Origin of the sequence: Lentzea sp. NEAU-D7, from assembly GCF_026242055.1 — a bacterium.
GTDB lineage: Bacteria > Actinomycetota > Actinomycetes > Mycobacteriales > Pseudonocardiaceae > Lentzea.
In genome coordinates this window covers 1-21,096 of record NZ_JAPJDL010000005.1, presented here as the reverse complement: position 1 = coordinate 21,096, position 21,096 = coordinate 1, and the positions used below count along the sequence as shown (strand labels likewise).

20 protein-coding genes are annotated in these 21,096 nt (G+C 71.9%); 10 read left to right on the top strand and 10 right to left on the bottom strand.

The annotated features are described in order from the left end of the window. Nucleotides 1-21: 21 nt before the first annotated feature. The 3 genes from ORI60_RS12535 to ORI60_RS12525 all read right to left on the bottom strand — a co-directional run bounded on the left by ORI60_RS12535 (nucleotide 22) and on the right by ORI60_RS12525 (nucleotide 1,890). Complete coding sequence (locus ORI60_RS12535) at nucleotides 22-792, bottom strand: LLM class flavin-dependent oxidoreductase (protein ID WP_323055907.1); 771 nt, start codon at nucleotides 790-792, stop codon at nucleotides 22-24. A gap of 46 nt (nucleotides 793-838) precedes the next feature. Next, nucleotides 839-1,126 carry a muconolactone Delta-isomerase gene (locus ORI60_RS12530; RefSeq protein ID WP_266037332.1) on the bottom strand — a complete coding sequence of 96 codons (288 nt, stop codon included), beginning with the start codon at nucleotides 1,124-1,126 and terminating at the stop codon, nucleotides 839-841. 257 nt (nucleotides 1,127-1,383) lie between these two features. After that, complete coding sequence (locus ORI60_RS12525; RefSeq protein ID WP_266037330.1) at nucleotides 1,384-1,890, bottom strand: DinB family protein; 507 nt, start codon at nucleotides 1,888-1,890, stop codon at nucleotides 1,384-1,386. Nucleotides 1,891-2,067: 177 nt separating this feature from the next. Between ORI60_RS12525 and ORI60_RS12520 the strand changes: the two genes are divergently transcribed. From ORI60_RS12520 to ORI60_RS12510, 3 genes are all read left to right on the top strand, one after another. Continuing rightward, nucleotides 2,068-2,934 carry an RNA polymerase sigma-70 factor gene (locus ORI60_RS12520; protein ID WP_266037328.1) on the top strand — a complete coding sequence of 289 codons (867 nt, stop codon included), beginning with the start codon at nucleotides 2,068-2,070 and terminating at the stop codon, nucleotides 2,932-2,934. A gap of 82 nt (nucleotides 2,935-3,016) precedes the next feature. Further along, entirely contained in the window at nucleotides 3,017-3,763 is a 747-nt protein-coding gene (locus ORI60_RS12515; protein ID WP_266037326.1) for an SDR family oxidoreductase, read from the top strand. A gap of 152 nt (nucleotides 3,764-3,915) precedes the next feature. Further along, complete coding sequence (locus ORI60_RS12510) at nucleotides 3,916-4,884, top strand: hypothetical protein (protein WP_266037324.1); 969 nt, start codon at nucleotides 3,916-3,918, stop codon at nucleotides 4,882-4,884. Between the two features lie 80 nt (nucleotides 4,885-4,964). Here ORI60_RS12510 and ORI60_RS12505 read toward each other — a convergent pair whose 3' ends face one another. Continuing rightward, nucleotides 4,965-6,101, bottom strand: a complete 1,137-nt coding sequence (locus ORI60_RS12505; protein ID WP_266037323.1) for a S1 family peptidase — start codon at nucleotides 6,099-6,101, stop codon at nucleotides 4,965-4,967. A 514-nt stretch (nucleotides 6,102-6,615) separates the two neighbouring features. Continuing rightward, nucleotides 6,616-9,273 carry a helix-turn-helix transcriptional regulator gene (locus ORI60_RS12500; protein WP_266037321.1) on the bottom strand — a complete coding sequence of 886 codons (2,658 nt, stop codon included), beginning with the start codon at nucleotides 9,271-9,273 and terminating at the stop codon, nucleotides 6,616-6,618. A gap of 106 nt (nucleotides 9,274-9,379) precedes the next feature. Between ORI60_RS12500 and ORI60_RS12495 the strand changes: the two genes are divergently transcribed. From ORI60_RS12495 to ORI60_RS12470, 6 genes are all read left to right on the top strand, one after another. Further along, nucleotides 9,380-9,826, top strand: a complete 447-nt coding sequence (locus tag ORI60_RS12495) for a VOC family protein (protein WP_266037319.1) — start codon at nucleotides 9,380-9,382, stop codon at nucleotides 9,824-9,826. Beyond that, nucleotides 9,826-11,169 (top strand): dihydrolipoyl dehydrogenase family protein, encoded by a 1,344-nt coding sequence (locus ORI60_RS12490; RefSeq protein ID WP_266037317.1) that lies wholly within the window; start codon nucleotides 9,826-9,828, stop codon nucleotides 11,167-11,169. The genes ORI60_RS12495 and ORI60_RS12490 overlap by 1 nt, the downstream gene beginning before the upstream one ends. Next, complete coding sequence (locus ORI60_RS12485; protein WP_266037315.1) at nucleotides 11,166-11,762, top strand: VOC family protein; 597 nt, start codon at nucleotides 11,166-11,168, stop codon at nucleotides 11,760-11,762. The genes ORI60_RS12490 and ORI60_RS12485 overlap by 4 nt, the downstream gene beginning before the upstream one ends. Before the next feature lie 81 nt (nucleotides 11,763-11,843). After that, entirely contained in the window at nucleotides 11,844-12,812 is a 969-nt protein-coding gene (locus ORI60_RS12480; protein WP_266037313.1) for an NAD(P)-dependent alcohol dehydrogenase, read from the top strand. Between the two features lie 55 nt (nucleotides 12,813-12,867). Continuing rightward, nucleotides 12,868-14,343 (top strand): carboxylesterase/lipase family protein, encoded by a 1,476-nt coding sequence (locus ORI60_RS12475; RefSeq protein ID WP_266037311.1) that lies wholly within the window; start codon nucleotides 12,868-12,870, stop codon nucleotides 14,341-14,343. After that, complete coding sequence (locus tag ORI60_RS12470) at nucleotides 14,340-14,780, top strand: tetratricopeptide repeat protein (RefSeq protein ID WP_266037309.1); 441 nt, start codon at nucleotides 14,340-14,342, stop codon at nucleotides 14,778-14,780. The genes ORI60_RS12475 and ORI60_RS12470 overlap by 4 nt, the downstream gene beginning before the upstream one ends. Here the strand turns inward: ORI60_RS12470 and ORI60_RS12465 are convergent. The 3 genes from ORI60_RS12465 to ORI60_RS12455 are packed head-to-tail and all read right to left on the bottom strand — an operon-like array spanning nucleotide 14,766 to nucleotide 18,191. Next, a complete protein-coding gene (locus tag ORI60_RS12465; protein WP_266037307.1) occupies nucleotides 14,766-16,379 on the bottom strand; it encodes an SDR family oxidoreductase in 1,614 nt (537 codons plus the stop codon). The genes ORI60_RS12470 and ORI60_RS12465 overlap by 15 nt on opposite strands. A gap of 2 nt (nucleotides 16,380-16,381) precedes the next feature. After that, nucleotides 16,382-17,278, bottom strand: a complete 897-nt coding sequence (locus tag ORI60_RS12460; protein ID WP_266037305.1) for a PDR/VanB family oxidoreductase — start codon at nucleotides 17,276-17,278, stop codon at nucleotides 16,382-16,384. Between the two features lie 55 nt (nucleotides 17,279-17,333). Continuing rightward, nucleotides 17,334-18,191, bottom strand: coding sequence for a metal-dependent hydrolase (locus tag ORI60_RS12455; RefSeq protein WP_266037303.1), 858 nt, complete (start codon nucleotides 18,189-18,191; stop codon nucleotides 17,334-17,336). A gap of 71 nt (nucleotides 18,192-18,262) precedes the next feature. On the opposite strand from ORI60_RS12455, the gene ORI60_RS12450 reads away from it, so the two are divergent. Continuing rightward, a complete protein-coding gene (locus tag ORI60_RS12450; RefSeq protein WP_266037301.1) occupies nucleotides 18,263-18,874 on the top strand; it encodes a TetR/AcrR family transcriptional regulator in 612 nt (203 codons plus the stop codon). Between the two features lie 24 nt (nucleotides 18,875-18,898). Here ORI60_RS12450 and ORI60_RS12445 read toward each other — a convergent pair whose 3' ends face one another. Further along, nucleotides 18,899-19,852: a class I SAM-dependent methyltransferase gene (locus ORI60_RS12445; protein WP_266037299.1), complete on the bottom strand. Its 954-nt coding sequence runs from the start codon at nucleotides 19,850-19,852 to the stop codon at nucleotides 18,899-18,901. A 160-nt stretch (nucleotides 19,853-20,012) separates the two neighbouring features. Beyond that, nucleotides 20,013-20,861 carry an SGNH/GDSL hydrolase family protein gene (locus tag ORI60_RS12440; RefSeq protein ID WP_266037297.1) on the bottom strand — a complete coding sequence of 283 codons (849 nt, stop codon included), beginning with the start codon at nucleotides 20,859-20,861 and terminating at the stop codon, nucleotides 20,013-20,015. Between the last annotated feature and the right edge of the window lie 235 nt (nucleotides 20,862-21,096).

Sequence of the window (21,096 nt, the reverse complement as noted above, 5' to 3'; positions counted from 1 at the left end):
CATTCGAGCATGCTTCGTTCCTCACGGCGCGACGGGTGTCAACGATCCGCTGATCGCGGAGATGAGCTCGTAACCGCGGCGGCGGTCCGCGTGGTGGTGGACCGGCGAGGTGATCATCAGCTCGGACGTGCCCGTGTCGTCGAGCACGGCCTGGAGCCCGCGCGTGATCGTCTCGGGACCTCCGGTCAGCACACGGCCGTCGTCGGGGAGCACGGCCGCGTCCCGGGGGTTCGGCAGCGGGATCCGGTCACCCTCCTGGCGGCGGCGCACCTTCGTCCTGATCGGCCCGGCGAACCGCATGTCGAGTTCCGCGGCCAGCTCCGAGGTGCTCGGGGACGAGCAGCCACAGCTCCGGCACGTTGCCGCCCCGCACCGGCACGGCCGCGGTGCCGGGGGAGGTGAGCAGGGCCCGCAGTTGCTCCAGCTGCTCGCGGTCCGGCCGGTCGGTGCGGCGCAGTGCCAAGACCGCGGACGGCGGACCGCCCGGCGCGCGGCCGAGGCCGAGATCGATCCGGCCGGGGCGCAGGGCCGCGAGCGTGCCACCACGAGAGGCGGGTGGTTCGGCAGCAGCACGCCGCCCGCGCCGACGCGCAGGTGTTCGGTGACGGCCGCCAGGTGCGCGACGAGCACGGCCCCGGCCACCCCGCGCATGCCGTGGTGCTCCGGCCCCCAGTACCGGTGGAACCCCAGCTCCTCCGCCAGCTCCGCGAGGTCGACGGTGTTGCGCAGCGCCTCGCGCGGCGCCGACCCCTGCACGATCGGAGACGTGTCCAGCACCGACCGCAGCTCCATGTCCCCGCACACTAAGGGACTTGGAGTCTGTCCCCAGCGGACGCCGTCATGGTTGCGCCGCGACGTCCGACGGGTGGGTCGCCAGCGGTGTCACCTCCACGCGCATGTACTCCCACAGCGGTAACGAAGACAGGAAGGCGTGCAGCTCGTCGTTGGACGGCACGTCGAAGACGCCGATGTCGCTGAGCTGCCCGACGACGCGCCACAGGTGGGGCCAGACGCCCAGTTTCTGCAGCTCCAGCTCCCGTTCCTTCTCGGCGCGCACCAGCTCGGCGCGGTCGTTGGGGTCCATGTCGTGGGGCAGGGAAACGTCGATCCGGACGTGGAAGAGCACGGTCACCTCCTGGTGAGGGCCGTGACGGCCGCGGGCTCCAGCTCGTCGCCGAGTCCCGGGCCGACCGGCAGGGTGCCGCCGCGGCGGCGTGGCCTGCGGCTCCTCGCACGGGAACAACGGCCTGACCAGCTCGCTGCCCCACGTCACGGCCGGTGTGGCGCGGGCGAGGTGCAACGACGCCGACCGGGCTTTCGATCGAGGTGCCGCCGTGGCGGGGAGTACCCGCCTCGGCCGCGATCGAAGCGACGGCCGCGGCCTCACGCCCCGGTGACGCCGTCGATGCCCTCGCGCAGGAAGTCCGCGTGGCCGTTGTGCCGCGCGTACTCGTGGCAGAGGTGGTTCATCACCAGCCGCAGCGACACGTGCTCGCCCCAGCGTGGCTGGTAGCCCGTGACGTCCAGCGACTCGGCCTCGCGCTCGATCCGGCGCGCGTGCTCGACCTCCGCCTGCCACGCCTCGAACGCCTCGGACTTCGTCGAGTCCGACGCGTCGTAGGCCACCTGGTAGTCGCCCGCGTCCGACCACACCAGCGGGATGTCCTCGCCGTTGATGACCTTGCGGAACCAGGTGCGCTCCACCTCCGCCATGTGCCGGACGAGACCGAGCAGTGTGAGCGTGGACGGGGGCATCGAGCGGCGGCGCAGGTCGTCGTCGGACAGGCCGTCGCACTTCATCGCGAGGGTGGCGCGGTGGAAGTCGAGGAACGCGCGCAGCGTCTCGCGTTCGCCGGCGCGCATCGGAGGGCTGGGGCGTTCGGTGGTCACGTGATCAGTCTGCCTCGGCCCGTTCGGATGGGGTGTCACCGGTGAGAACAGTCCACAATGGCCGGACACCTCGCTGGGCCGGCTGCCTTGCCCCGACGGGCGCGCGGCCCGTGTGAGGCGCCACATCAGCACCCCCTCCGATCGGCGCTACCGTTGCCGTGAGGAGAGGGGTGGCTGATGACGAGACAGCTGGACGAGGCCGAGTCGGTGTTCGCGGCGGCCCGGCCGAGGCTGTTCGGCATCGCCTACCGCATGACCGGCAGCGTGGCCGACGCCGAGGACCTGGTGCAGGAGGTCTGGGTGCGCTGGCAGCTCGCGGACCGCGCCGCCGTGCTGAACCCCGAGGCGTACCTCGCCACCGCGATCACCCGGCTCGCCATCAACGAGTCGCAGACCGCCCGGGCCCGCCGCGAGACCTACGTCGGGCCGTGGCTGCCCGAACCCGTCGACACCTCCGCGGACCCGCAGGTCGGGGCCGAGCAGGGCGCGGTGCTCGAACTCGCGGTGCTGATGCTGCTGGAGAAGCTGACCCCGACCGAACGCGCCGCGTACGTGCTGCGCGAGGCGTTCGGCTACCCGTACCGGGAGATCGCCGAGATCGTGCAGACCAGCGAGGTCGCGACGCGGCAGCTGGTCAGCCGGGCGCGCAAGCACCTCGCGGACGAACGCCGGGTGCCCGTCGAGCGCGCGGACCAGCGCAGGCTGCTGGAGGCGTTCGTGGCGGCGGCGCGGGCCGGAGACCTGGCGGCGCTCGAGGAGCTGTTCGCGCAGGACGTCGTGAGCTGGTCCGACAGCAACGGCGCGATCCGGGCGGCCGGTCGCCCGCTGGTCGGCGCGGCCACCCTGGCGAAGATCATCTCGGGGTGGGCGCCCTCGTTCTGGGCGGGCGCGGAGGCGTCGTACGTCGAAGCGAACGGGCTCGCCGCCGTACGGCTGCGCAAGGACGACGGCACCTACGCCGTGATCACCGTGACGGCGTCCGCGGAAGGCATCGACCAGGTGTTGTGGCTGGTCAACCCGGAGAAGCTGGCCGCGTTCCAGTAGGCCTGTCACAACGGCGGAGCCTGTCCTGTCTTAGCTCGTGAACACCCCGCACGGGGCGGGGGATCACGAGAGGGACGGACCCATGAGGATCGTTGTCATCGGCGGCACCGGGTTGATCGGCAGCCAGGTCGTGAAGCGGCTCGGTGAGCACGGCCACGACGCCGTGCCCGCGTCCCCGAACAGCGGCGTGAACACGCTGACCGGAGAGGGCGTCGAGGAGGTGCTGAAGGGCGCCGACGTGTTGGTCGACGTGTCGAACTCGCCGTCGTTCGCCGACGACGACGTCATGAACTTCTTCACCACCGCCACGACGAACCTGACCAAGGCCGCCGCGGACGCGGGCGTCGGCCACTACGTCGCGTTGTCGATCGTCGGCACGGACGAGCTGCCCGAGTCCGGCTACCTGCGCGCGAAGGTGGCGCAGGAGAGGCTCATCAGGGAGTCGGGTCTCACGTACTCGATCATCCGCGCCACCCAGTTCTTCGAGTTCGCGGGTGCCATCGCGAACTCCGCCGAGGTGGACGGCGTCGTGCACCTCCCGCACGGTGGCGTCCAGCCGGTCGCCGCGTCCGACGTGGCCGCGGTGGTCGCGCGGACCGCGGCGACCGAGCCGGTCGGCGGCGTGCTGGAGATCGGCGGGCCGGAGGAGCTCACGATGGACGGCTGGATCCGCACGGTGCTGACGCAGCGCGAGGACCCGCGCGAGGTCGTCGGCGACCCTCAGGCCAAGTACTTCGGAACGCTCCTGACCGGCAAGCAGCTCGTGCCGAACGCGGGCGCGCAGCTGCAGCCGACCAGCCTGCGGGAGTGGCTGGCCGCGGGCAACTGACCGGTTCCGGTGCGATGGACGGGGTGCGGTCCGCACCCTGTTCATCTGCGGACGTCCTCGTTGGCCGACTTGCACTCCTTGTCGCTAGGTTGCTGCCCGCTGGACTCACCAAATCCTGGGGGAACAAGATGAGTCGAAGAGCTTCCTTTGCCTTGTCCGCAGCACTTCTGGCCACCGCGGTCATCACGACACCGGCGCACGCGGCCACGACGATCACCGATCTCGGTGTGCTGCCGTCCGGCGGGGCCCACGTGGCCACGTCGGTCAACGACGCCGGTGTCGCGGTCGGAGGTGCTCACAACGGCGGTCTTCCGAGCCGCGGGGTGCGCTACGACGGCAACGGCACCGCGACCGAACTCGTCGGGCCGGCCGGCAAGAGCACGACCGTGGAGGCGATCAACAGCAGCGGAAGCGCTGTGGGCACCGCCACCGGCAGCACCCGGACCGACACGAGCGCCCTCCGGTTCAACGCGGACGGGACGTACGTCGTGCTGCCCGTGCCGTCCGGTTTCACCGGCGCGATCGGCCAGGCGATCAGCGACTCCGGCACGGTCTACGGTGTCGCCACCGACGTCACCCGCCGCCAGGTCCCGGTGAGCTGGAGCCCGGGCGGAGTCGTGACGACGCTGGCGCTACCGGCCGGCGCCTCCACGGCCCACCTGACGAGCGCTTCGGCGAACGGTTACGTGGTCGGCAACGTCTCCGGCCCGGACATCGGGTCCGCGGCGGTGCGCTGGAGCCCGGACGGCAGCGTCACCGTGCTCGACGCGCTGGCAGTCGACTTCACGACCGCTGCCACGGCGGTGAACCAGCTCGGCGAGGTGGCCGGCGCCGCGGTGGACAGCGACTTCAAGTCGTGGGGTGTGCGGTGGAACGCCGACGGCTCGCTGAACAAGTACGAGCAGGGGTTCGGCCCGAAGGGCATCAACGACAGCGGCGCGGTGGTCGGCTCCACCCTGGCCGGAAGCAACCAGGTTCCGGTCCTCTTCGAGAAGAACGGCGGGCGGGTCGAGCTCGGTTTCCCGGCCGGTGTCACCAGTGCCGGTGCGTGGGACATCAACAACAACGGCGTGGTCGTGGGATCCGCCGGCGATCGCGCGGTGAAGTGGACCGTCGGCTGACCTCGGACCGCATCTGTTCGGATGTCGTGGGGTGACGGTCTGGCGCCCGGCGGACTCGACCTGCCGCCGGGCGCGTGGATCTACGGCGTCGAGGTCACGATGCTGACGCCCTGGCTGCTCGCGATGAGGCTCCACTTCTCGGCGTAGTAAGTGGTGCCGACGATCCCGATGTGGATGCCGCGGACGACGACCGCGCTCCGGTCGGAGTTGTAGGTGTAGAGCGGTGCGCCGGAGTCACCGCTCAACGACGCCGCGCCCTGGTTGTAGGTGACGAGGTTCTGGGTGCAACCGGCGGCGTCGCACAGTTGGCCGCTCGTGCCGACGACGCGGTTCCCGCACTGCTCGAAGCTGAAGACCCCACTGCGGCAGTAGCCGGTACCGCCCACGACGGGGTCCGAAGCGCCGCTCACCCGTTTCACGGTGCCGGTCGCGTTGCCGACGTAGATGTGATGGCCGTAGGCGCCGGCGGAATCGAGGCGGCTGATCAGGCCGATGTCCCGCGCGGGGTAGTTCCAGTTGTAGAAGTAGCCCATGTTCTCGCCACTGCCGGTGTTCGACACCGGTCGACCCATCGGCACCCCCTGCACGTAACCGCAGTGCCCCGCGGTGAGCAGGTAACGGTCCCCTTGCGGTGATTTGACGGTGAACCCGCTGCTGCACTGTGCGGTCCCGACGGTGATGGCCGCGCCTCCCCGGAACGGGATCGAGTCGTACTGCCTGGAGTTCCTGCCTCCAGTGCCGTGCCGGTGTTCCACCGTGATCGGCAGGCCGGCGGACAGCGAGCGGACGACGTCCTGTGGTGCGTCAGTGGTCACCACCATGACGTCGCGAACGAGGTCGAAGGCCGAGCCGAACACGTGACCAGCGACTCCGTCCCGCTGCGCTTCGGCGCGGATTCGCCAGTTGAACTCGTCGATCGCGGCCTGGGTGGTGCCGCTGCGTTTCACGGTGGGCGCGGAACCGTTGAGGGTGAAGTCGGCGGCAACGCCGACGCTGCCGGGGCCGGTGGCCGGCAGCACCACGACGTAGTCGTCACGCCGCTCGTCGTAGTAGAAGCCCAGAGCCGCCTTGTCCTCGACCAGCTCCTGGAGGCGGCTTTCGGTGGCGGAGATTGCGCTGCCCCGTGCTGAACCGTCCGCAGACGCCGGAATTCCTCCAGGTAGCAGGACCATGATCGCCAACAAACCGGCTATCGCGCCTCGGCGAGAGGTGGACACGTCGCTCCTCCATGCGGTCGACTTCGAACGAGACTGGTCGACGAGGTGAACTCGGGCGGGCGCTGCGGATGTCACGTCGTGTGCGTCGGTGTAGTGGCCCGCGACCCGGTCGAAGTGCCTGTTGAGGTCCCTCGTCACCGAGTGACGAGAGTGCCGGGCGCGACAGTGGTGATGCTTTGGCAGCTCTTGAGTCGCCTGGTCAGCCCCAGAGGCCATCGCGCATCTCGGCACGCTGCATCGTTGGACGCGGGATCCGGGCCTGCCGGGCCGGTCAGCGGGTCGCGTTCGCCACCGCCGCCGAGTAGGTCGCCCGCCTCGCCCGAGGCGGGCGATGTGGAGAAGTGGTGCCCGGAGCCGTAGTGGCTGCTGGCGCAGCCGCTGTTGCCCGATGCGCCGCAACGCCACCAGTGGCATTCGCCCAGCCGGCCTGCGCAGTGACCTGCTAGCGCCGAGCCATCAAGCTGGACCTGCTCACCCACAACAGCCTCAAATGAGATGCGGTCTTGGGGGACGCTCAGAACTTCGCGTCGCGCAGCTGGCGGCGCGAAGTCACCCCGACCTTGCCGAACACCTTGCGCAGGTGCCATTCCACGGTGCGCGGGCTGATGAACAGCCGCGTGCCGATCTCCGGGTTCGAGTAGCCCTCCCGCGCCAGCCGGGCGATCTGGTACTCCTGCGCGGTCAGCTCGTCGGTGGGGTCGGCGGTGCGCTTGCGCGCCGTCTCCCCGGTCGCCTGGAGCTCCCGCATCGCCCGGTCCGCGAACGTCGGCATCCCGCACGCCGTCAACGTCTCGTGCGCGGTGCGGAGGTGTTCGCGGGCCTCGACCCGCTGGCCCTCGCGTCGCAACCACTCGCCGTACAGCAGGTGCGCGCGGCCCAGTTCGCCGCGCAGCGCCGTCTGCTCGAAGCAGGCGATCGACTCGGCGAACGCCGGTGAGTCCCCGTTCAGCGCGCGCAGGCGGGCCTTGACGCCCAGCGACCACCGCGTGTCGACCCAGTCCGAGGAACGGTCCAGAGCCTCGGCGACCAACGCGGTGTCGCCGGTGCGGGAGGCGGCCTCGGCCAGTTCGGACGCGATCAGGCCGCTGTAGGCCAGGGTGTCGGACGCCCACACCCGCAGCGCGGCGTCGCGGGCCAGGTCGTGACGGCCCAGTCCGTTGTGGAGGATCGCGAGGGTCCAGTCGGCGATCACGGCCAGCCGGCCCTGGCCGGCGGCCGACGCCTCCGCGCGCATCGCGGTCGCAAGGTCCTCGCCCCGGTAGGCGGCGCGCAGCAGCACCGCGTAGCCGACCGCCGGGGTGCCGGTGACCTCCGAGATGCGCTGGTCCTCCTCGATCAACGCCTGCGCGGCGGCGGGTTCGCCGGCCAGGAGCTCGTTGTCCGCCAGGAAGTTCAGCGCGAACTGCAGCTGCACCAGCGCACCGGCCTCGCGGGACAGGCGGACCTGCTGCTGTGCGAACGCCCGGCGCGTGTCGAAGTCCCACATCTCGGTCGCGACGATCCCGCCCGCGCGGTTGCCGAACAGCCACGGCACGCGGCTGATGTCGTCGGCCCCGACCTTCAGCGCGCGCAGGTCGTCCAGCGCACGGGTCATGGGCGCGACGGCCGCCGCGTAGCCGGCGGTGATGCGGGTCGTGAGCGCGTCGAGCACCAGGTCCAGGGCGCAGGGCGGGACGCGGGCCGGGGGAGCGCTCCGGGCGGCGTCGGCCAGTGGCGCGCCTGCCCAGATCGCTGCTGAGAGGGCTTCGAGGTGCGTCTCGCGTGCCAGGTCGGCGTCGAACGGCGCGAGCCGGCGGGCCGCGCCGAACAGCAGCGGCGCGGCGTCGGCGAACCGGCGCCGGTCGAACGCGATGTGCCCGCGCAGGTGCTCGACCTGGGCACCGCGCAGCTCGTCCGGCGGCCCGGCCTCGACCGCGGACAGCAGCCGCGACGAGGCGTCCAGCGCGCCCGCGTCGCGCTTGGCCCGCGCGGCGGCGAGCTCGCGGGAGGCCCGGCGGCCGGGTTCCGGCGTCAGCACAGCGGCCTGTTCGAGGAACGCGGCGGCGGCCAGCAGCCCGCCACGCGCCTGGGCGCGACCCGCCGAGTTCTCCAGGTCGGCGGCGACCTCCTCGTCCGGTGCCGCGGTGCCCTGCGCCCGGTGCCACGCGCGCCGGTCCGGGTCGATGGCGGGATCCGTCACGTCGGCCAGCGCCCGGTGCACGCGCAGCCGGTCCGCGGCGGACGCCGAGCGGTAGACGGCGGAGCGCACGAGCGGGTGCCGGAACTGGACGCGGGCGCCGAACTCGATCAGCCCGGTGCCCAGCGCGGCGGCTGCCGGGTCGGCGCCCAGCCCGAGCAGGCCCGCCGCCCGCCACAGCAGGGTCGCGTCCCCGAGCGGCTCGGCCGCGGCGGTCAGCATCAGCAGCCGGGTGTCGGCGGGCAGCGTGGCGATCTGCCGGACGAAGCTCTGCTCGATGCGGCTGGTCAGCGGGCCGGGGTCGAGCCCGTCCGCCACCTCGCGCGGCAGTTCCAGCAACGCCAGCGGGTTGCCGCGGGCCTCGGCGACGATCCGGTCGCGCACCCGGCCGTCGACCGGTCCCTTGATCACCGACTCCAGCAGCGCGCGGGCGTCGGCGTCGTCCAGGCCGCGCACGAGCAGCTCGGGCAGTCCGTCGAGGTGGTCGTTGCCCTCGCGCAGCACGAAGACGAGCGCGATCCGTTCAGCGAGCAGCCTGCGGGCGACGAACCCGAGCACCGCCGACGACATCGCGTCGAGCCACTGCGCGTCGTCCACCAGGCACGCCAGCGGCTGCTCGTCGGCGACCTCGGCGAGCAGCGTCAGCACCGCCAGGCCGACCATGAACCGCGTCGGCCGGGGCCCGGCGGCCATCCCGAACGCCGTGCCGAGCGCCTCGCGCTGCGGTGCGGGCAGCCGGTCCAGCCGGTCGAGGAACGGCGCGCACAGCTGGTGCAGCCCCGCGTACGGGAACGCGCTCTCGGCCTCGACGCCGGCGGCCCGTGCCACCCGGAACCCCGCGGCGCGCGCCGACGCCTGGTCGAGCAGCGCGGTCTTGCCGATCCCGGCCTCACCCCGCAGGACCAGCACCTGACCGGCGCCGGACCGCGCCAGGGTGAGCAGTCGATCCAGCGCCTCGGCCTCGGTGCGTCTGCCGAGCAGACCTTTGTCCGACACGGGTCCGAGCCTACGGGCCGGGGGACGACCAGGGTGTTCCACGGGTTCGAGCGGCCCCCTGGCGGGAGCAGTCTCGTGTCATCGACAACGAGGAAGAGGAATTCCGATGGACTACAAGTTCGAGGTGACCGTCATCCCGGTCGGCGACGTCGACCGGGCCGTCCACTTCTACCAGGCGCTGGGCTGGCGCTTCGACGCCGAGTTCGCCGACGACGAGGGCTACCGCCTGGTCCAGTTCACGCCGCCCGGCTCACCCGCGTCGATCGTCTTCGGCAACGGCGTCTCGGACGCCACCCCCGGCAGCGTCGAGGGCCTGCACCTGGTCGTCGACGACGTCGAGGCCGCCCGCGAGGACCTGATCGGCCGCGGTGTGCGGGTCAGCGAGATCTTCCACGACAAGACCGGCGTCTTCCACCACGCCGGCACCACCGGCCGGGTCGCCGGTCCGGACCCCGCCCGCACCAGCTACGGCTCGTTCGCGTCGTTCAGCGACCCGGACGGCAACGGCTGGGTGCTGCAGGAAGTCACGACGCGCCTGCCGGGACGTGTCTGATGACCTCGCACTACGACGTGATCGTCCTCGGCGGCGGGTCTCCCGGCGAGCACTTCGCCGCCGCCGTCGCCGAGGGCGGCCTGCGGGTGGCGCTGGTCGAACGCGAACTGCTCGGCGGCGAGTGCTCCTTCTGGGCGTGCGTGCCGTCCAAGACCCTGCTGCGTGCCGGTGAGGCCGTGGCGGCCGCCAAGCAGGTCCCCGGCGCCCGCGAGGCGGTCACCGGCGAGATCGACGTGGAGGCCGTGCTCGACTGGCGTGACTTCATGGTGTCGTCCTACGACGACTCAGGCGGCGAGAAGTGGGCCGAGAGCGCCGGAATCGACGTGCTGCGCGGCCACGGCAAGATCGCCGGGCCTCGGACCGTCGCGGTCGGCGACCAGACCTACAGCGCCGACCACATCGTGATCGCCACCGGGTCGGCCGCCTTCCTCCCGCCGATCCCGGGCCTGAGCGACCTGGACGTGTGGACGAACCGCGAGGCCACCGGCGTCCGGGAGATCCCGCGCCGGCTGCTGGTCCTGGGCGGCGGACCCGTGGGCGTCGAGATGGCGCAGGCGTTCCTGGGCCTCGGCGCCGAGGTCGCCCTGGTCGAGGGCGCCGACCGGCTGCTGCCCCGCGAACCGGAGGCGGCCGGCCGGGCACTCACCGAGGCGCTGGCCGCGGACGGCGTCGAACTGCACCTCGGCGTGCACGCCACCGCGGCGCGGTTCGAGAACGACGAGTACGTGCTCGACCTCCCGGACGGCACCCGGTTGCGCGGCGACAAGCTCCTCGTCGCCACCGGCCGCCGCCCGCGCGTCGACGGCATCGGGCTGGAGAACGTCGGTGTCGAACCGGATCCGCGCGGCATCGCCACCGACGCCCGGATGAACGTGGCGGACGGCATCTGGGCGGTCGGCGACGTCACGGGCCAGTGGAACCTGACCCACGTCGGCAAGTACCAGGGCCGCGTCGCCGCCGCGAACATCCTCGGCACACCGGCCGAGGTCGACTACAGCGCCGTTCCCCGCGTCGTGTTCACCTCGCCGGAAGTCGCCGCGGTCGGTGCGGCGGAAGGGAAGTACACCGCGACCGCCCACCTGTCCGGCGTCGCGCGCACCGCCACCTACACCCGTGAGTACGCCACGAAGCCCGGTTTCCTGACCGTTGTGTCCGACGGCGAGGTCCTCACCGGTGCCTACGCCGTGGGCCCGGAGGCGGGTGAGTGGTTGCAACAGGCCACCGTCGCGATCCGCGCGAAGGTCCCGCTCTCCGTGCTGCTCGACGTCATCCAGCCGTTCCCCACCTTCTCGGAGGCGTTCCTCAACGCACTCCGCGACCTCGCGAAGGAAGTAGCGAAGTGAAGAACCTCGAAGAGATCGACATGAAGCTCGAAGTCACCGTCGTCCCCGTCACGGACGTGGAGCGCGCCAAGGAGTTCTACGCCCGCCTCGGCTGGCGCCAGGACGTGACCCCGTCGCAGGTCGTGCAGTTCACCCCGCGCGGTTCCAGCGCGTCCGTCCACTTCGGAGAGGGCGTCACGACCGCGGAACCCGGCTCCGGCAGGCACTTCCTGGTCGTCGCGGACGTCGTCGAGACCCACGAGGCCCTGCTGGCGGCCGGGATCGAGGTCGGCCCGCTGTTCCACGGCGGCCCGGACGGTCCCGTCGAGGGCGCGGACCCTGGGCGCCGCAGCTACGTCACCCGCGCCGAGCTCGCCGACCCGGACGGCAACACGTGGATCCTGCAGGAGGTCACGACCCGCCTGCCCGGCCGCGTCGACGCCGACGACACCTCCTACGCCTCGATCACCGACCTGGCCGCGGCGTTGCGCAGGGCCGCGGTGGCCCACGGCGAGCACGAGAAGCGCAACGGCGGCGAGTACGACGAGAACTGGCCCGACTGGTACGCCGAGTACATGGTCAAGGAGCAGACGGGCCAACAGCTTCCGCTGTAGGCCGCGGGACCTTAGGGGTCGTCCCTGATGTGCGGGGCGTTGCCGCCGCTTACCTTCCTCCCCAAGCGAGGGGAGGCCGCGATGAAGGCGATCGTCCAGGACAGGTACGGCTCCGCGGACGTGTTGGAGCTGCGGGAGGTCGAACGGCCGGTGCCCGCCGCCGGCGAGGTGCTGGTGCGGGTGCGGGCGTCGTCGGTGAACGCCGCCGACTGGCACATCATGCGCGGCGACCCGTACTTCGCGCGGCTGTTCCTGGGGTGGAAGGGCCCGAAGGCGCGGATCCGGGGGATGGACTTCGCGGGCGTGGTCGAGGAGACCGGGCCGGGCGTGGGCGGCATGGTGCAGGTCGGGGACGAGGTGTTCGGCGAGGTCGAGGGATCCTTCGCCGAGTACGTCCGGGTACCCGCGAACCTGGTGCGGCACAAGCCGTCGAACCTCACGTTCGAGCAGGCGGCGACGCTGCCGCTGGCGGGCAACACCGCGTGGACGGGCCTGAAGGACCTGCGGGCCGGGCAGAAGGTGCTCATCAACGGTGCGTCCGGCGGGGTCGGGCTGATGGCGGTGCAGATCGCCAAGGCGCGCAAGGCGATCGTGACCGCGGTGTGCAGCACGCGCAACGTCGAGCAGGTCCGTTCGGTCGGCGCCGACCACGTCGTCGACTACCGGACGACGGACTTCACCCGCTCCGGGCAGCGCTACGACCTCGTCTTCGACCTGGTCGGGAACAGGTCGATGGGCGAGTTGCGGGCGCTGCTCACCGACGACGGCACGCTGGTGCTCTCCGGCGGTGGCAGCTTCACCGGTGGCGTGCTGTTCGGCCCGTACCGGCTGCTCGTCCAGGGCAAGCTGCTCGCGTCGTTCTCCCGGCGGCGGCTCGTGGTGCTGGAGGCCAAGCCCAGCGGGGAGAACCTGGCCGCGCTGGCGGAGCTCGCGGAGTCGGGACGGCTGGTGCCGGTGATCGAGCGGACCTACCCGCTGGCCGACGCGGCCGACGCCATCCGGCACGTCGAGTCGGAGCACGCGCGGGCGAAGGTCGTCGTCACGGCCTGACCGCCCGGCGGTAATTCCCTGGCTTTTGCACGGGTGTTGCGCCGACCATTCCGCCATGGTCGAGGTTCGAGTCACCGGCGGCACGGTGCGCGGCACCGCTGAACAGGGGATGGCGGTGTTCCGCGGCATCCCGTTCGCCGCGCCACCGGTCGGGGAGCTGCGCTTCGCCGCGCCGCAGCCGGTCGAGGCGTGGGACGGAGTGCGGGAGGCGCTGGAGTTCGGGCCGCCGCCACCGCAGGCCGCGGTGTTCGGCATGGACGGCATGGGCGCGGCCGGTGACGAGTGGCTGACGGTGAACATCTGGTCGCCCGGCATCACCGGCGACCTGCCGGTGATGGTGTGGATCCAGGGCGGTGCCTACACGGTCGGCATGTCCGGCCTGCCCGAGTACGACGGCGCGCGGCTCGCGTCGGGCGGTGTCGTCGTGGTGACGTTGAACTACCGCGTCGGCGTCGAGGGGTTCGCGCTGATCGAGGGTGCCCCCGCGAACCGCGGGCTGCTGGACCAGGTCGCGGCGCTGGAGTGGGTGCGCGACAACATCCGCGCGTTCGGCGGCGACCCGGCCCGCGTGACGGTCTTCGGCCAGTCCGCGGGCGGCGGCTCGGTGGCGGCGCTGCTCGCGATGCCCCGTGCCGCGGGACTGTTCCACCGCGCGATCGCGAGCAGCGTGCCCGGCACGTTCTTCTCGCCGGAACTGGCCGCGGACGTCGCCACCGCGTGCGCCGCCGAGCTCGGGTTGCGCCCGACCGCCGCCGATCTGTCCACTGTGGACCCGGAACTGCTGCCGGTCGCGGGCGACGAGGTCATGGCGAAGATCCGGCGGTTCGGCCGCTGGGGCCGGGCCGCGCACAAGCAGATCCCGTTCGCGCCCGTGGTCGACGGCGACGTCCTGCCGACGACGCCGTGGGAGGCGCTGAAGTCGGGTGCGGCGCGCGACGTCGAGCTGATCGCCGGGCACACGCGCCACGAACAGCGGCTGCTGTCGGTGCTGGAGGGCCTGGCGGGCAGCGTGACGCCGGAGCAGGCGGCGGAGGCGCTTGAGGTGTTCGCCCCCGGCCTCGCGTATCCGGCCGGGGAGCCGGAGGAGTTGTTCGAGCTGGTCTGCTCGGACTGGCTGTTCCGGATGCCGTCGCTGCACCTCGCGGAGGCACAGGTGGCGGCGGGCGGCCGGGCACACGTGTACGTGGTGGCCTTCGAGCCGACCGAGGCGTTCCGCGCGTGCCACGGGCTGGACGTGCCGCTGGTGTTCGGCAACCTCGACCGCGGACAGGCGGCCGCGGTGCTCGGCGAGATCACCCCGGAGGTGCGGCAGGTGTCCGATCGGATGCGGGCGGCGTGGACGGGGTTCGCGGTGCACGGAGATCCCGGCTGGCCCGCCTACGACCTCACCGGCCGCGTGACACGCGTGTTCGACGTCCAGGACGAGGTGACCGCCTACCCGGAGGAGACGTCGCGCCTGATCTGGCAGGACCACACCTGGGAATACCTGCCCCTGGAAGGCGTTGTACGCGCCGGAAGGGAGGTTCGATGAACAACGAACTCTCGGTGCACGACAGCACGATGTTCAACGCCTACCAGCCCGGCGGTGAGGTGGCGGCAGATCGTTGGGTGACGGCGAGGCGCCTGTTCGACGCCGGCCACGTCGAGACTCCCGCGGAGAAGTGGGAGCGCGGGCAGCTGCTGTTCGAGTCCCGCGACTACGTCAAGGCCGCGGAGCTGCTGGCCGCCGTCGCCGACGAGGTGCCGTTCCAGACGGACCTCCACCTGTTGCTGGCCCGCGCCTACTACCACTCGGCGCAGCTGAACAAGGCCGAGGCGCGGCTCCGCGTGATCGTGGACCGCGACCCGGTCGAGCACTACGCCCACCTGCTGCTCGGCCGCACGCTGGAGCGGCAGGGCCGGCCGGAGGAGGCCGCGCCCTGGCTCCGCCTCGCCGCCGCGTTCGGTGGGGAGCTAGCCGAGGTCTAGCTTGGCGAACGTGCGCAGGAGGCCCGGTGCGACCCGGCCGGCGAGCCGGGCCGCCTTGGCCTCCGCGGTCACCGGCACGACGGGCTTGTTGCGGCGCACCGCGCGCACGATCTCCGTGGCGACGCCCTCCGGGCCGAAGCCGCGCCGGGCGTAGAGGCGGGACGCGCGGTCCTGCTTGCGGCGTTCCTCCTCGGGGCTCACGCCGGAGAACGTCGTGGTGGCGGTGATGTTGGTGTTCACGACCCCTGGGCAGATGGCGCTGACGCCGATGGCGTGCGGCGCGAGCTCCGCCCGCAGGCAGTCCGACAGCATGAACACCGCGGCCTTGCTGGTGGCGTACGCGGAGAGGATCTTCGACGGCAGGTATGCCGCCGCCGAGGACAGGTTCACGATGTGGCCGCCCTCTCCGCGTTCGACCATCAGCTCGCCGAACGCCCGGCAGCCGTGCACGACACCCCACAGGTTGACGTCCAGCACCCGTCGCCACTGCTCGGTCGAGGTCGACAGGAACGACCCGGAGTGGCCGATACCGGCGTTGTTCACGACCACGTCCGGCACGCCGTGCTCGTCCGCGACCTGCCGAGCCCAGGCCCGCACCGCCTCCTCGGAGCGCACGTCCACCTCGTAGGCGTGACCGTCCACCACACCGGCGGTCTCCTCCGCCGCGGCGAAGTCCACATCGGACACCACGACGCGGGCGCCGGCCCTGGCGAACGCCACCGCGGTCGCCCTGCCGATGCCGCTTCCACCACCCGTGATCACCACGAGCTCGCGCTTCGGCGTGGAGTCCGCGACGAACTCGCTGATCATCCGGGCCAGAGGCTCCGGGTGGCTCAGCGGTGCCCAGTGCCCGGCCGCGATCTTCCGGCGCGTGAGCGACGGCACCCAGCGTTCGAGGTCGAGTGGCTCGGTGCGGATGTAGCGGTCGTGGACCGGCTGGACCACCTGCACCGGCATCGGCGCGAAACGCTGCCGCGGCGAGCGCATGACCTGCCGGATGTTAGCCCGGTACAACGAGATCCCGCGCACGGCGTCGGAGGTGATCGTGCGTGCGGGCTCGACCTCCACACCTTCCAGCCGCCGCAGCACGCCTCCCCAGCGCGGGCCGAGGTAGAGCCGCCAGAACAGGGGCGCGAGCACCGGCAGGTGGAACGCGCCGATGTACCAGGACCGGAGGAACTGCCGGAGGTGGGCGATCGACAGCCCCTTCCGCGACCAGTGCCCCATGTGGTCGAGGCACGGCCCGGAGATGGACGTGAACGTGGCGATCCGCGCGCCGGGCGTGGTCACCGCCTCCCAGGACTGGATCGAGCCCCAGTCGTGGCCGACCAGGTGCACCGGCTCGTCCGGGCTGACCGCGTCGATCACCGCGAACAGGTCCGCCGCCAGCCGTTCGAGCCGGTAGCCGTCCTCGGTGGACGGCGCCGAGGACTCGCCGGCACCCCGCACGTCGTACGTGACGACGCGGAAGTCCTTCTCCAGCAGGGCGGCCACGCGGTCCCAGACCTCGTGCGTGTCCGGATACCCGTGCACGAGGACCACCGTCGGCCCGGACGTGCCGCGCACCTGCACCGCGAGTTCGACTTCCCCGGAACGCACCTTCACAGATCCTCCAAGACGAGTCGGTCACCGGTGGGCCGGTCCACGCAGATCCGCACGCCGCCGACGTCGCACGTGCCGCAGAACCCCTGCCGGCAGGAGTAGGCGACCGACGGCCGGAAGTCCCTGATCACGTCGAGCGCCGACCGGTCGGCCGGCACGTCGAGGGTCACCCCGCTGCGCCGCAGCTCGACCGCGAACGGCCGGCCGCCGACGATCGGCGGCGGGCTGAAGCGTTCGAAGTGCAGCCAGCGCGACGCGAACTCGGCCCGCACCTGGTCGAGCATCGACGCCGGCCCGCAGCAGTACACCGCGGCACTCGGCGTCGCCTCCGCGAGCAGCGCCGGTCCGCGTCCGATCCGCACGTCGACGCGGCCGACCGGCAGCTCGTCCAGGAACGGCATCGCCGCCATCGACCGCCCGCAGTACACGAGCCGCCAGTCGAGGCCCGCCCGCGCGGCCGCGCGCACCATCGGCAGGATCGCGGTGATCCCGATGCCGCCCGCCACGAACACGACGGGCCCGATCCCGGCGAACGGGAACGCGTTGCGCGGCCCCCGCACCTGGATCCGGTCGCCGACCCGCAACGCCTGCACCTCGCGCGAACCGGCGCCGACCTCGCGGACCGCGATCCGGTAGGTGTTCTCGGCCGGATCACCGCACAGCGAGTACTGGCGGCGCAGCCCGGACGGCAGGTGCAGGTCGAGGTGGCAGCCGGGCTGCCAGGCGGGCAGCGCCGGGCCGCCGAAGCGGAGGGCGACCACGCCGTCCGCGACCTGGGAGCGGTCGACGACGTCGAGCCACAACGCGTCGCGTGCGGCACCTGGTCGTGCCCGGCCGCCGAACCGGGTGACGGCGGCGTCGTAGAGGTTCCCGAACCGGGTCAGGCCCCGCAGCATCGAACCGCCTCTCCGTGCGGCGTGGAGTGGACGGCCGCGATCGAGCCGCGGCGCATCAGTGCGCCTCACGAGCGGCGGGGGAGGAGGCGAGGTAGGCGATCGCCTGCGACGTCGACCCCTCCTGCCTCGGGTGGTAGGCGGGGTGGAAGTAGCGCAGGAACGCGCGGAAGATCTCCGACAGCTTCGGCAGCAGGCCGCGCCGCCCGGCCCTCATCGTCTCCCGCCAGGTGAGCCGCACCCTCGTGGTCCTGTCCGCGCGCACCATGAACCGCGCCCCGCGCACCCACAGCCAGAACAGCACCGGCGCGACCAGCAGCATCGTCCGCGCCCGCCGCACGTACCGGCGGTCGAGGTGGCACATCAGGTCGTAGGCGACGCTGCGGTGCTCGACCTCCTCGGCGGCGTGCCAGCGCAGCAGGTCCAGCATCACCGGGTGGATGCCCGCCCGGTCGAGCGCGCCGGCGTTCAGCATCCAGTCGCCCAGGTACGCCGTGAAGTGCTCGACGGCGGCGACGATCGCGACCCGTTCGATCAGCTGCTCGCGTGCCTGCTCCTCCGTCAGCCCGGCCTTCGGGCCGAGGATCCGCTGGAAGACGTGTTCCATCTGCCGGGTGAACGGCCGCGGGTCGAGCCCGTTGGCGAGGAGGTGGTCCAGGACCTCGCTGTGCGCCTCGGCGTGCATCGCCTCCTGCCCGATGAACCCGAGCACGTCCTCGCGCAGCGTGTCGTCGGTGATCAGCGGCACCGCCTGCTGGAAGGTGCGCACGAACCACCGCTCGCCCTCGGGCAGCAGCAGGTGCAGGACGTTCATGACGTGCGTGGCCACCGGTTCGTCCGGGACCCAGTGCATCGGCAGGGTCGACCAGTCGAACTGCACGTCACGCGGCTGCAGAACGAGGTTGTCCGGCTCCATCGCAGTACCTCCGCCAATTACTACGCCTGCGTAGCTTTGTGAAAGCTACGCCACCGTAGCAATATGGTCGGGTGAGCACAACGCGTCGCAAGTACGCCCGCCGCCTGCCGCCGGAGCAGCGCCGCGAGCAGCTGCTGGACGCCGCTCTGAGCCTGATCCCGGCCGGGTTCGACACCGTCACGATGGAGTCGGTCGCGAAACGGGCCGAGGTCACCAAGCCCGTGCTCTACGACCTGTTCGCGAACCGGGGCGAGCTCATCGGCGCCCTGCTCGAACGCGAGGCGGGCCGCGCCACCGAGCAGGTCCTGGCCGCCCTGCCCACGGACTTCGCCACCCGTTCGCCGGACGACGCCTTCGCCGACGCCGTCCGGGTCTTCGTGCACGCCGTGGTCGAGGCCCCCGACCGCTGGCGCCTCGTGCTGCTGCCGCCGGAGGGCACCCCGCACGAGTTCCGCGACCAGGTGGAACTGGTCCGCGCCGGGGTGCTGGCCCAGATCGAGGACCTGGCCGCGCTGGGCCTCAAGGAGCTCGGCCGCCTCGACGACCTCGACTCGGCCCTGCTCGGCCACGCGATGCTCGCCCTCGCCGAGATGTCCGGGCGGCTCGTCCTCACCGACCCGGACAGGTTCACGCCGGACCGGCTGGTCGCCTTCGTGACCCGGATCGCCCACGGCCTGCGCTGAGCACCGTCCGCGTCCGGGGCGTCGTCACCGCCTGGTGCGGACGTGCGTGAGCAGCGCCAGCCCGGTCGGATCGAGCCCCGCCGACACGTCGCAGCCCGGCAGCAACGCCCGGACGGCGCGCTCGTCGCGTTCGACCACCGACCAGTCCATCAGGTACTCGAGCGCCCACCGGAACGGGTTCCCGGTCGTGCTGCTGGAGAAGTAGAACGTGCCGCCGGGACGGCAGAGCCTGGTCAGCACGGCCTCGGTGAGCCGCACGGCCGCCCGGTCGTTGAGGTAGTCGTACAGGCCGTTGACCAGCACCAGGTCGAACGGCCCGAGCTCGGCGAGCTTCGGAATCGCCCGGAACACGTTGCCGGGGACCGCGGTCGTGGCCTCGTTGAGCAGCCCGAGCCGCTTCTGGGCCAGTTCCAGCGCGTCCGGGTCGACGTCGGTGAGCACGAACCTGTCACCGGGCCGCATGATGCCGGGCGGGATGAGCCTCAGGTCGGGGGCGGCGCCGGACGCGATCAGCAGCACCGAACGCGGGCCGTTGCGCGGCGCGGTCAGGGCGTCGCTGATCAGCCGCGCCTGGTGCATCACCCGGTTGCGCTGCTGCTGGGCGATCGCGGAGCCCTGCAGGTGCGCCTCGACGTGCCAGCCGAGCGTGCCCGGCGTGGAGTTGTTGGCCTGCGCCATCACGTGCTCGACCAGCTGGAAGTCGCTCGGGTAGCCGCGCGCCCACTCGTTCTCGTCGCGCGTGAAGGGCGAGCGCGAACACTTCGACCGCGCGGGCTGGACGATCGCGGCGACGTCCTCGTCCGGCACGCCCGCGAGCACGCTGGCGCCGATCTGGGCGCTGAGCGTGCGGAAACGGCCACCGACCAGCATGTGCGCCGACGGATCCGCGAGGTCGAACTCCTTCTCGCTGCGCAGGAAGCCGTCGACGGCGTCGTTCAGCCGGTGCAGGACGTCGGTGCTGTGCGGGAGCACGGTCATCAACCACTTCCTCGGTGCGGCAACGGTTCCAGAGACTGTCAGGCCGAGCGGCTGATCAACAGAGTCTTTCGGGTAATACGCGGAAAACCCCGCCCCGGTTCGCGGAGGAACACCCGGACGCACGAGAGCCGGACGCCCGGCCTCCGCCGCAGACGACGGCCTAGCGGCTCGCCGCGGCGACGGCCTCCGCGATCGCCTGATGACCGGCGGGCGTCGGGTGCACGTCGGTGCGGTCGCAGAAGTAGGTGAGCGCGCACACCTTGGCCACCGAGGCGGGGACCTGACCGTACTTCGGGTCCTGGGTCAGCTCGGTCAGCGCGCCGTAGCCGCCGGTGGAGCTCGTGACGTCGGCGAACTTCGCGCCGAACCTGCCGTACTGCGCCGCGATCCTGGTGTTGAAGTCCTGGAACATCGTGACCGACAGCCGGGCGAGGTTCTTGCCGTTCGGGAACGACGGGTTCACCCAGGCACCGAGGAACACGTCCGGGTAGGTCAGCCCGACGATCTTCACGTCCGGCGCCGCCTCCCGCAGCTCGGCGAGCGTGCCGGCGACGTTGGTCTGGATGTCGGCGACGGTCCTCGTCGCGCACTCCAGCGGTTCCTGCGACAGCGCGCACGGCGCCAGGTCGTTGCCGCCGATCACCACCGTGACCAGACCGGCTTTTCCACCGCGCAGCGCGTCCACGGCGGCGTCCAGCTGGGTCCTGCCGCCGGCGTCCGGGCCGCAGGCCGGCTTGGAGGCCAGGTCTGCCGAGGTGGCGCCGTTGCAGGCCAGGTTGATCAGTTTGAGGTTCGACTGCTTGGCGACTATCTGGGCGAAGCTCTCGGCTGTGCCGTTCGGGCCGAAGCCTGTGGCGTAGGAGTCGCCTATGGAGATGTGGACCTGTTCTTGTGGTGGGGTGGAGGGCTTGGTTGAGGTCGGGGGTGGGGCTGGGAGCGGGGTGGGTGCGGGGGAGGAGCACGCGCCCAACGCCAGCAGTAGCGTCAGGATCAGTGCTGGCCTCGGCACGGGGGCTCCTTCTTCTGGCTGGGGAGTGGTGTGCTGAGGGTACGTAAGTGGTCGTTAGGGTGCTGTCAGCCTGGGGGTGCGACCTTGCGGGTGGTCACCTTGCGGGCGGCCTGGTCGCCTTGCGTGCTTCCCCTGGGGGCGCTGCCCCCAGACCCCCGGCAATCTGATCAGGGGGCCCGCGCCGTGCGTGGGTTGATGGCACGCCTGTTGCGTTGGGCGGCTGCCTGTTGCGTAG

Coding starts and splice junctions, on each gene's coding strand:
- ORI60_RS12535 (WP_323055907.1), bottom strand. CDS start 792: ATGGAGCTGCGGTCGGTGCTGGACACGTCTCCGATCGTGCAGGGGTCG.
- ORI60_RS12520 (WP_266037328.1), top strand. CDS start 2,068: ATGACGAGACAGCTGGACGAGGCCGAGTCGGTGTTCGCGGCGGCCCGG.
- ORI60_RS12515 (WP_266037326.1), top strand. CDS start 3,017: ATGAGGATCGTTGTCATCGGCGGCACCGGGTTGATCGGCAGCCAGGTC.
- ORI60_RS12495 (WP_266037319.1), top strand. CDS start 9,380: ATGGACTACAAGTTCGAGGTGACCGTCATCCCGGTCGGCGACGTCGAC.
- ORI60_RS12490 (WP_266037317.1), top strand. CDS start 9,826: ATGACCTCGCACTACGACGTGATCGTCCTCGGCGGCGGGTCTCCCGGC.
- ORI60_RS12480 (WP_266037313.1), top strand. CDS start 11,844: ATGAAGGCGATCGTCCAGGACAGGTACGGCTCCGCGGACGTGTTGGAG.
- ORI60_RS12475 (WP_266037311.1), top strand. CDS start 12,868: ATGGTCGAGGTTCGAGTCACCGGCGGCACGGTGCGCGGCACCGCTGAA.
- ORI60_RS12470 (WP_266037309.1), top strand. CDS start 14,340: ATGAACAACGAACTCTCGGTGCACGACAGCACGATGTTCAACGCCTAC.
- ORI60_RS12460 (WP_266037305.1), bottom strand. CDS start 17,278: ATGCTGCGGGGCCTGACCCGGTTCGGGAACCTCTACGACGCCGCCGTC.
- ORI60_RS12455 (WP_266037303.1), bottom strand. CDS start 18,191: ATGGAGCCGGACAACCTCGTTCTGCAGCCGCGTGACGTGCAGTTCGAC.
- ORI60_RS12445 (WP_266037299.1), bottom strand. CDS start 19,852: ATGACCGTGCTCCCGCACAGCACCGACGTCCTGCACCGGCTGAACGAC.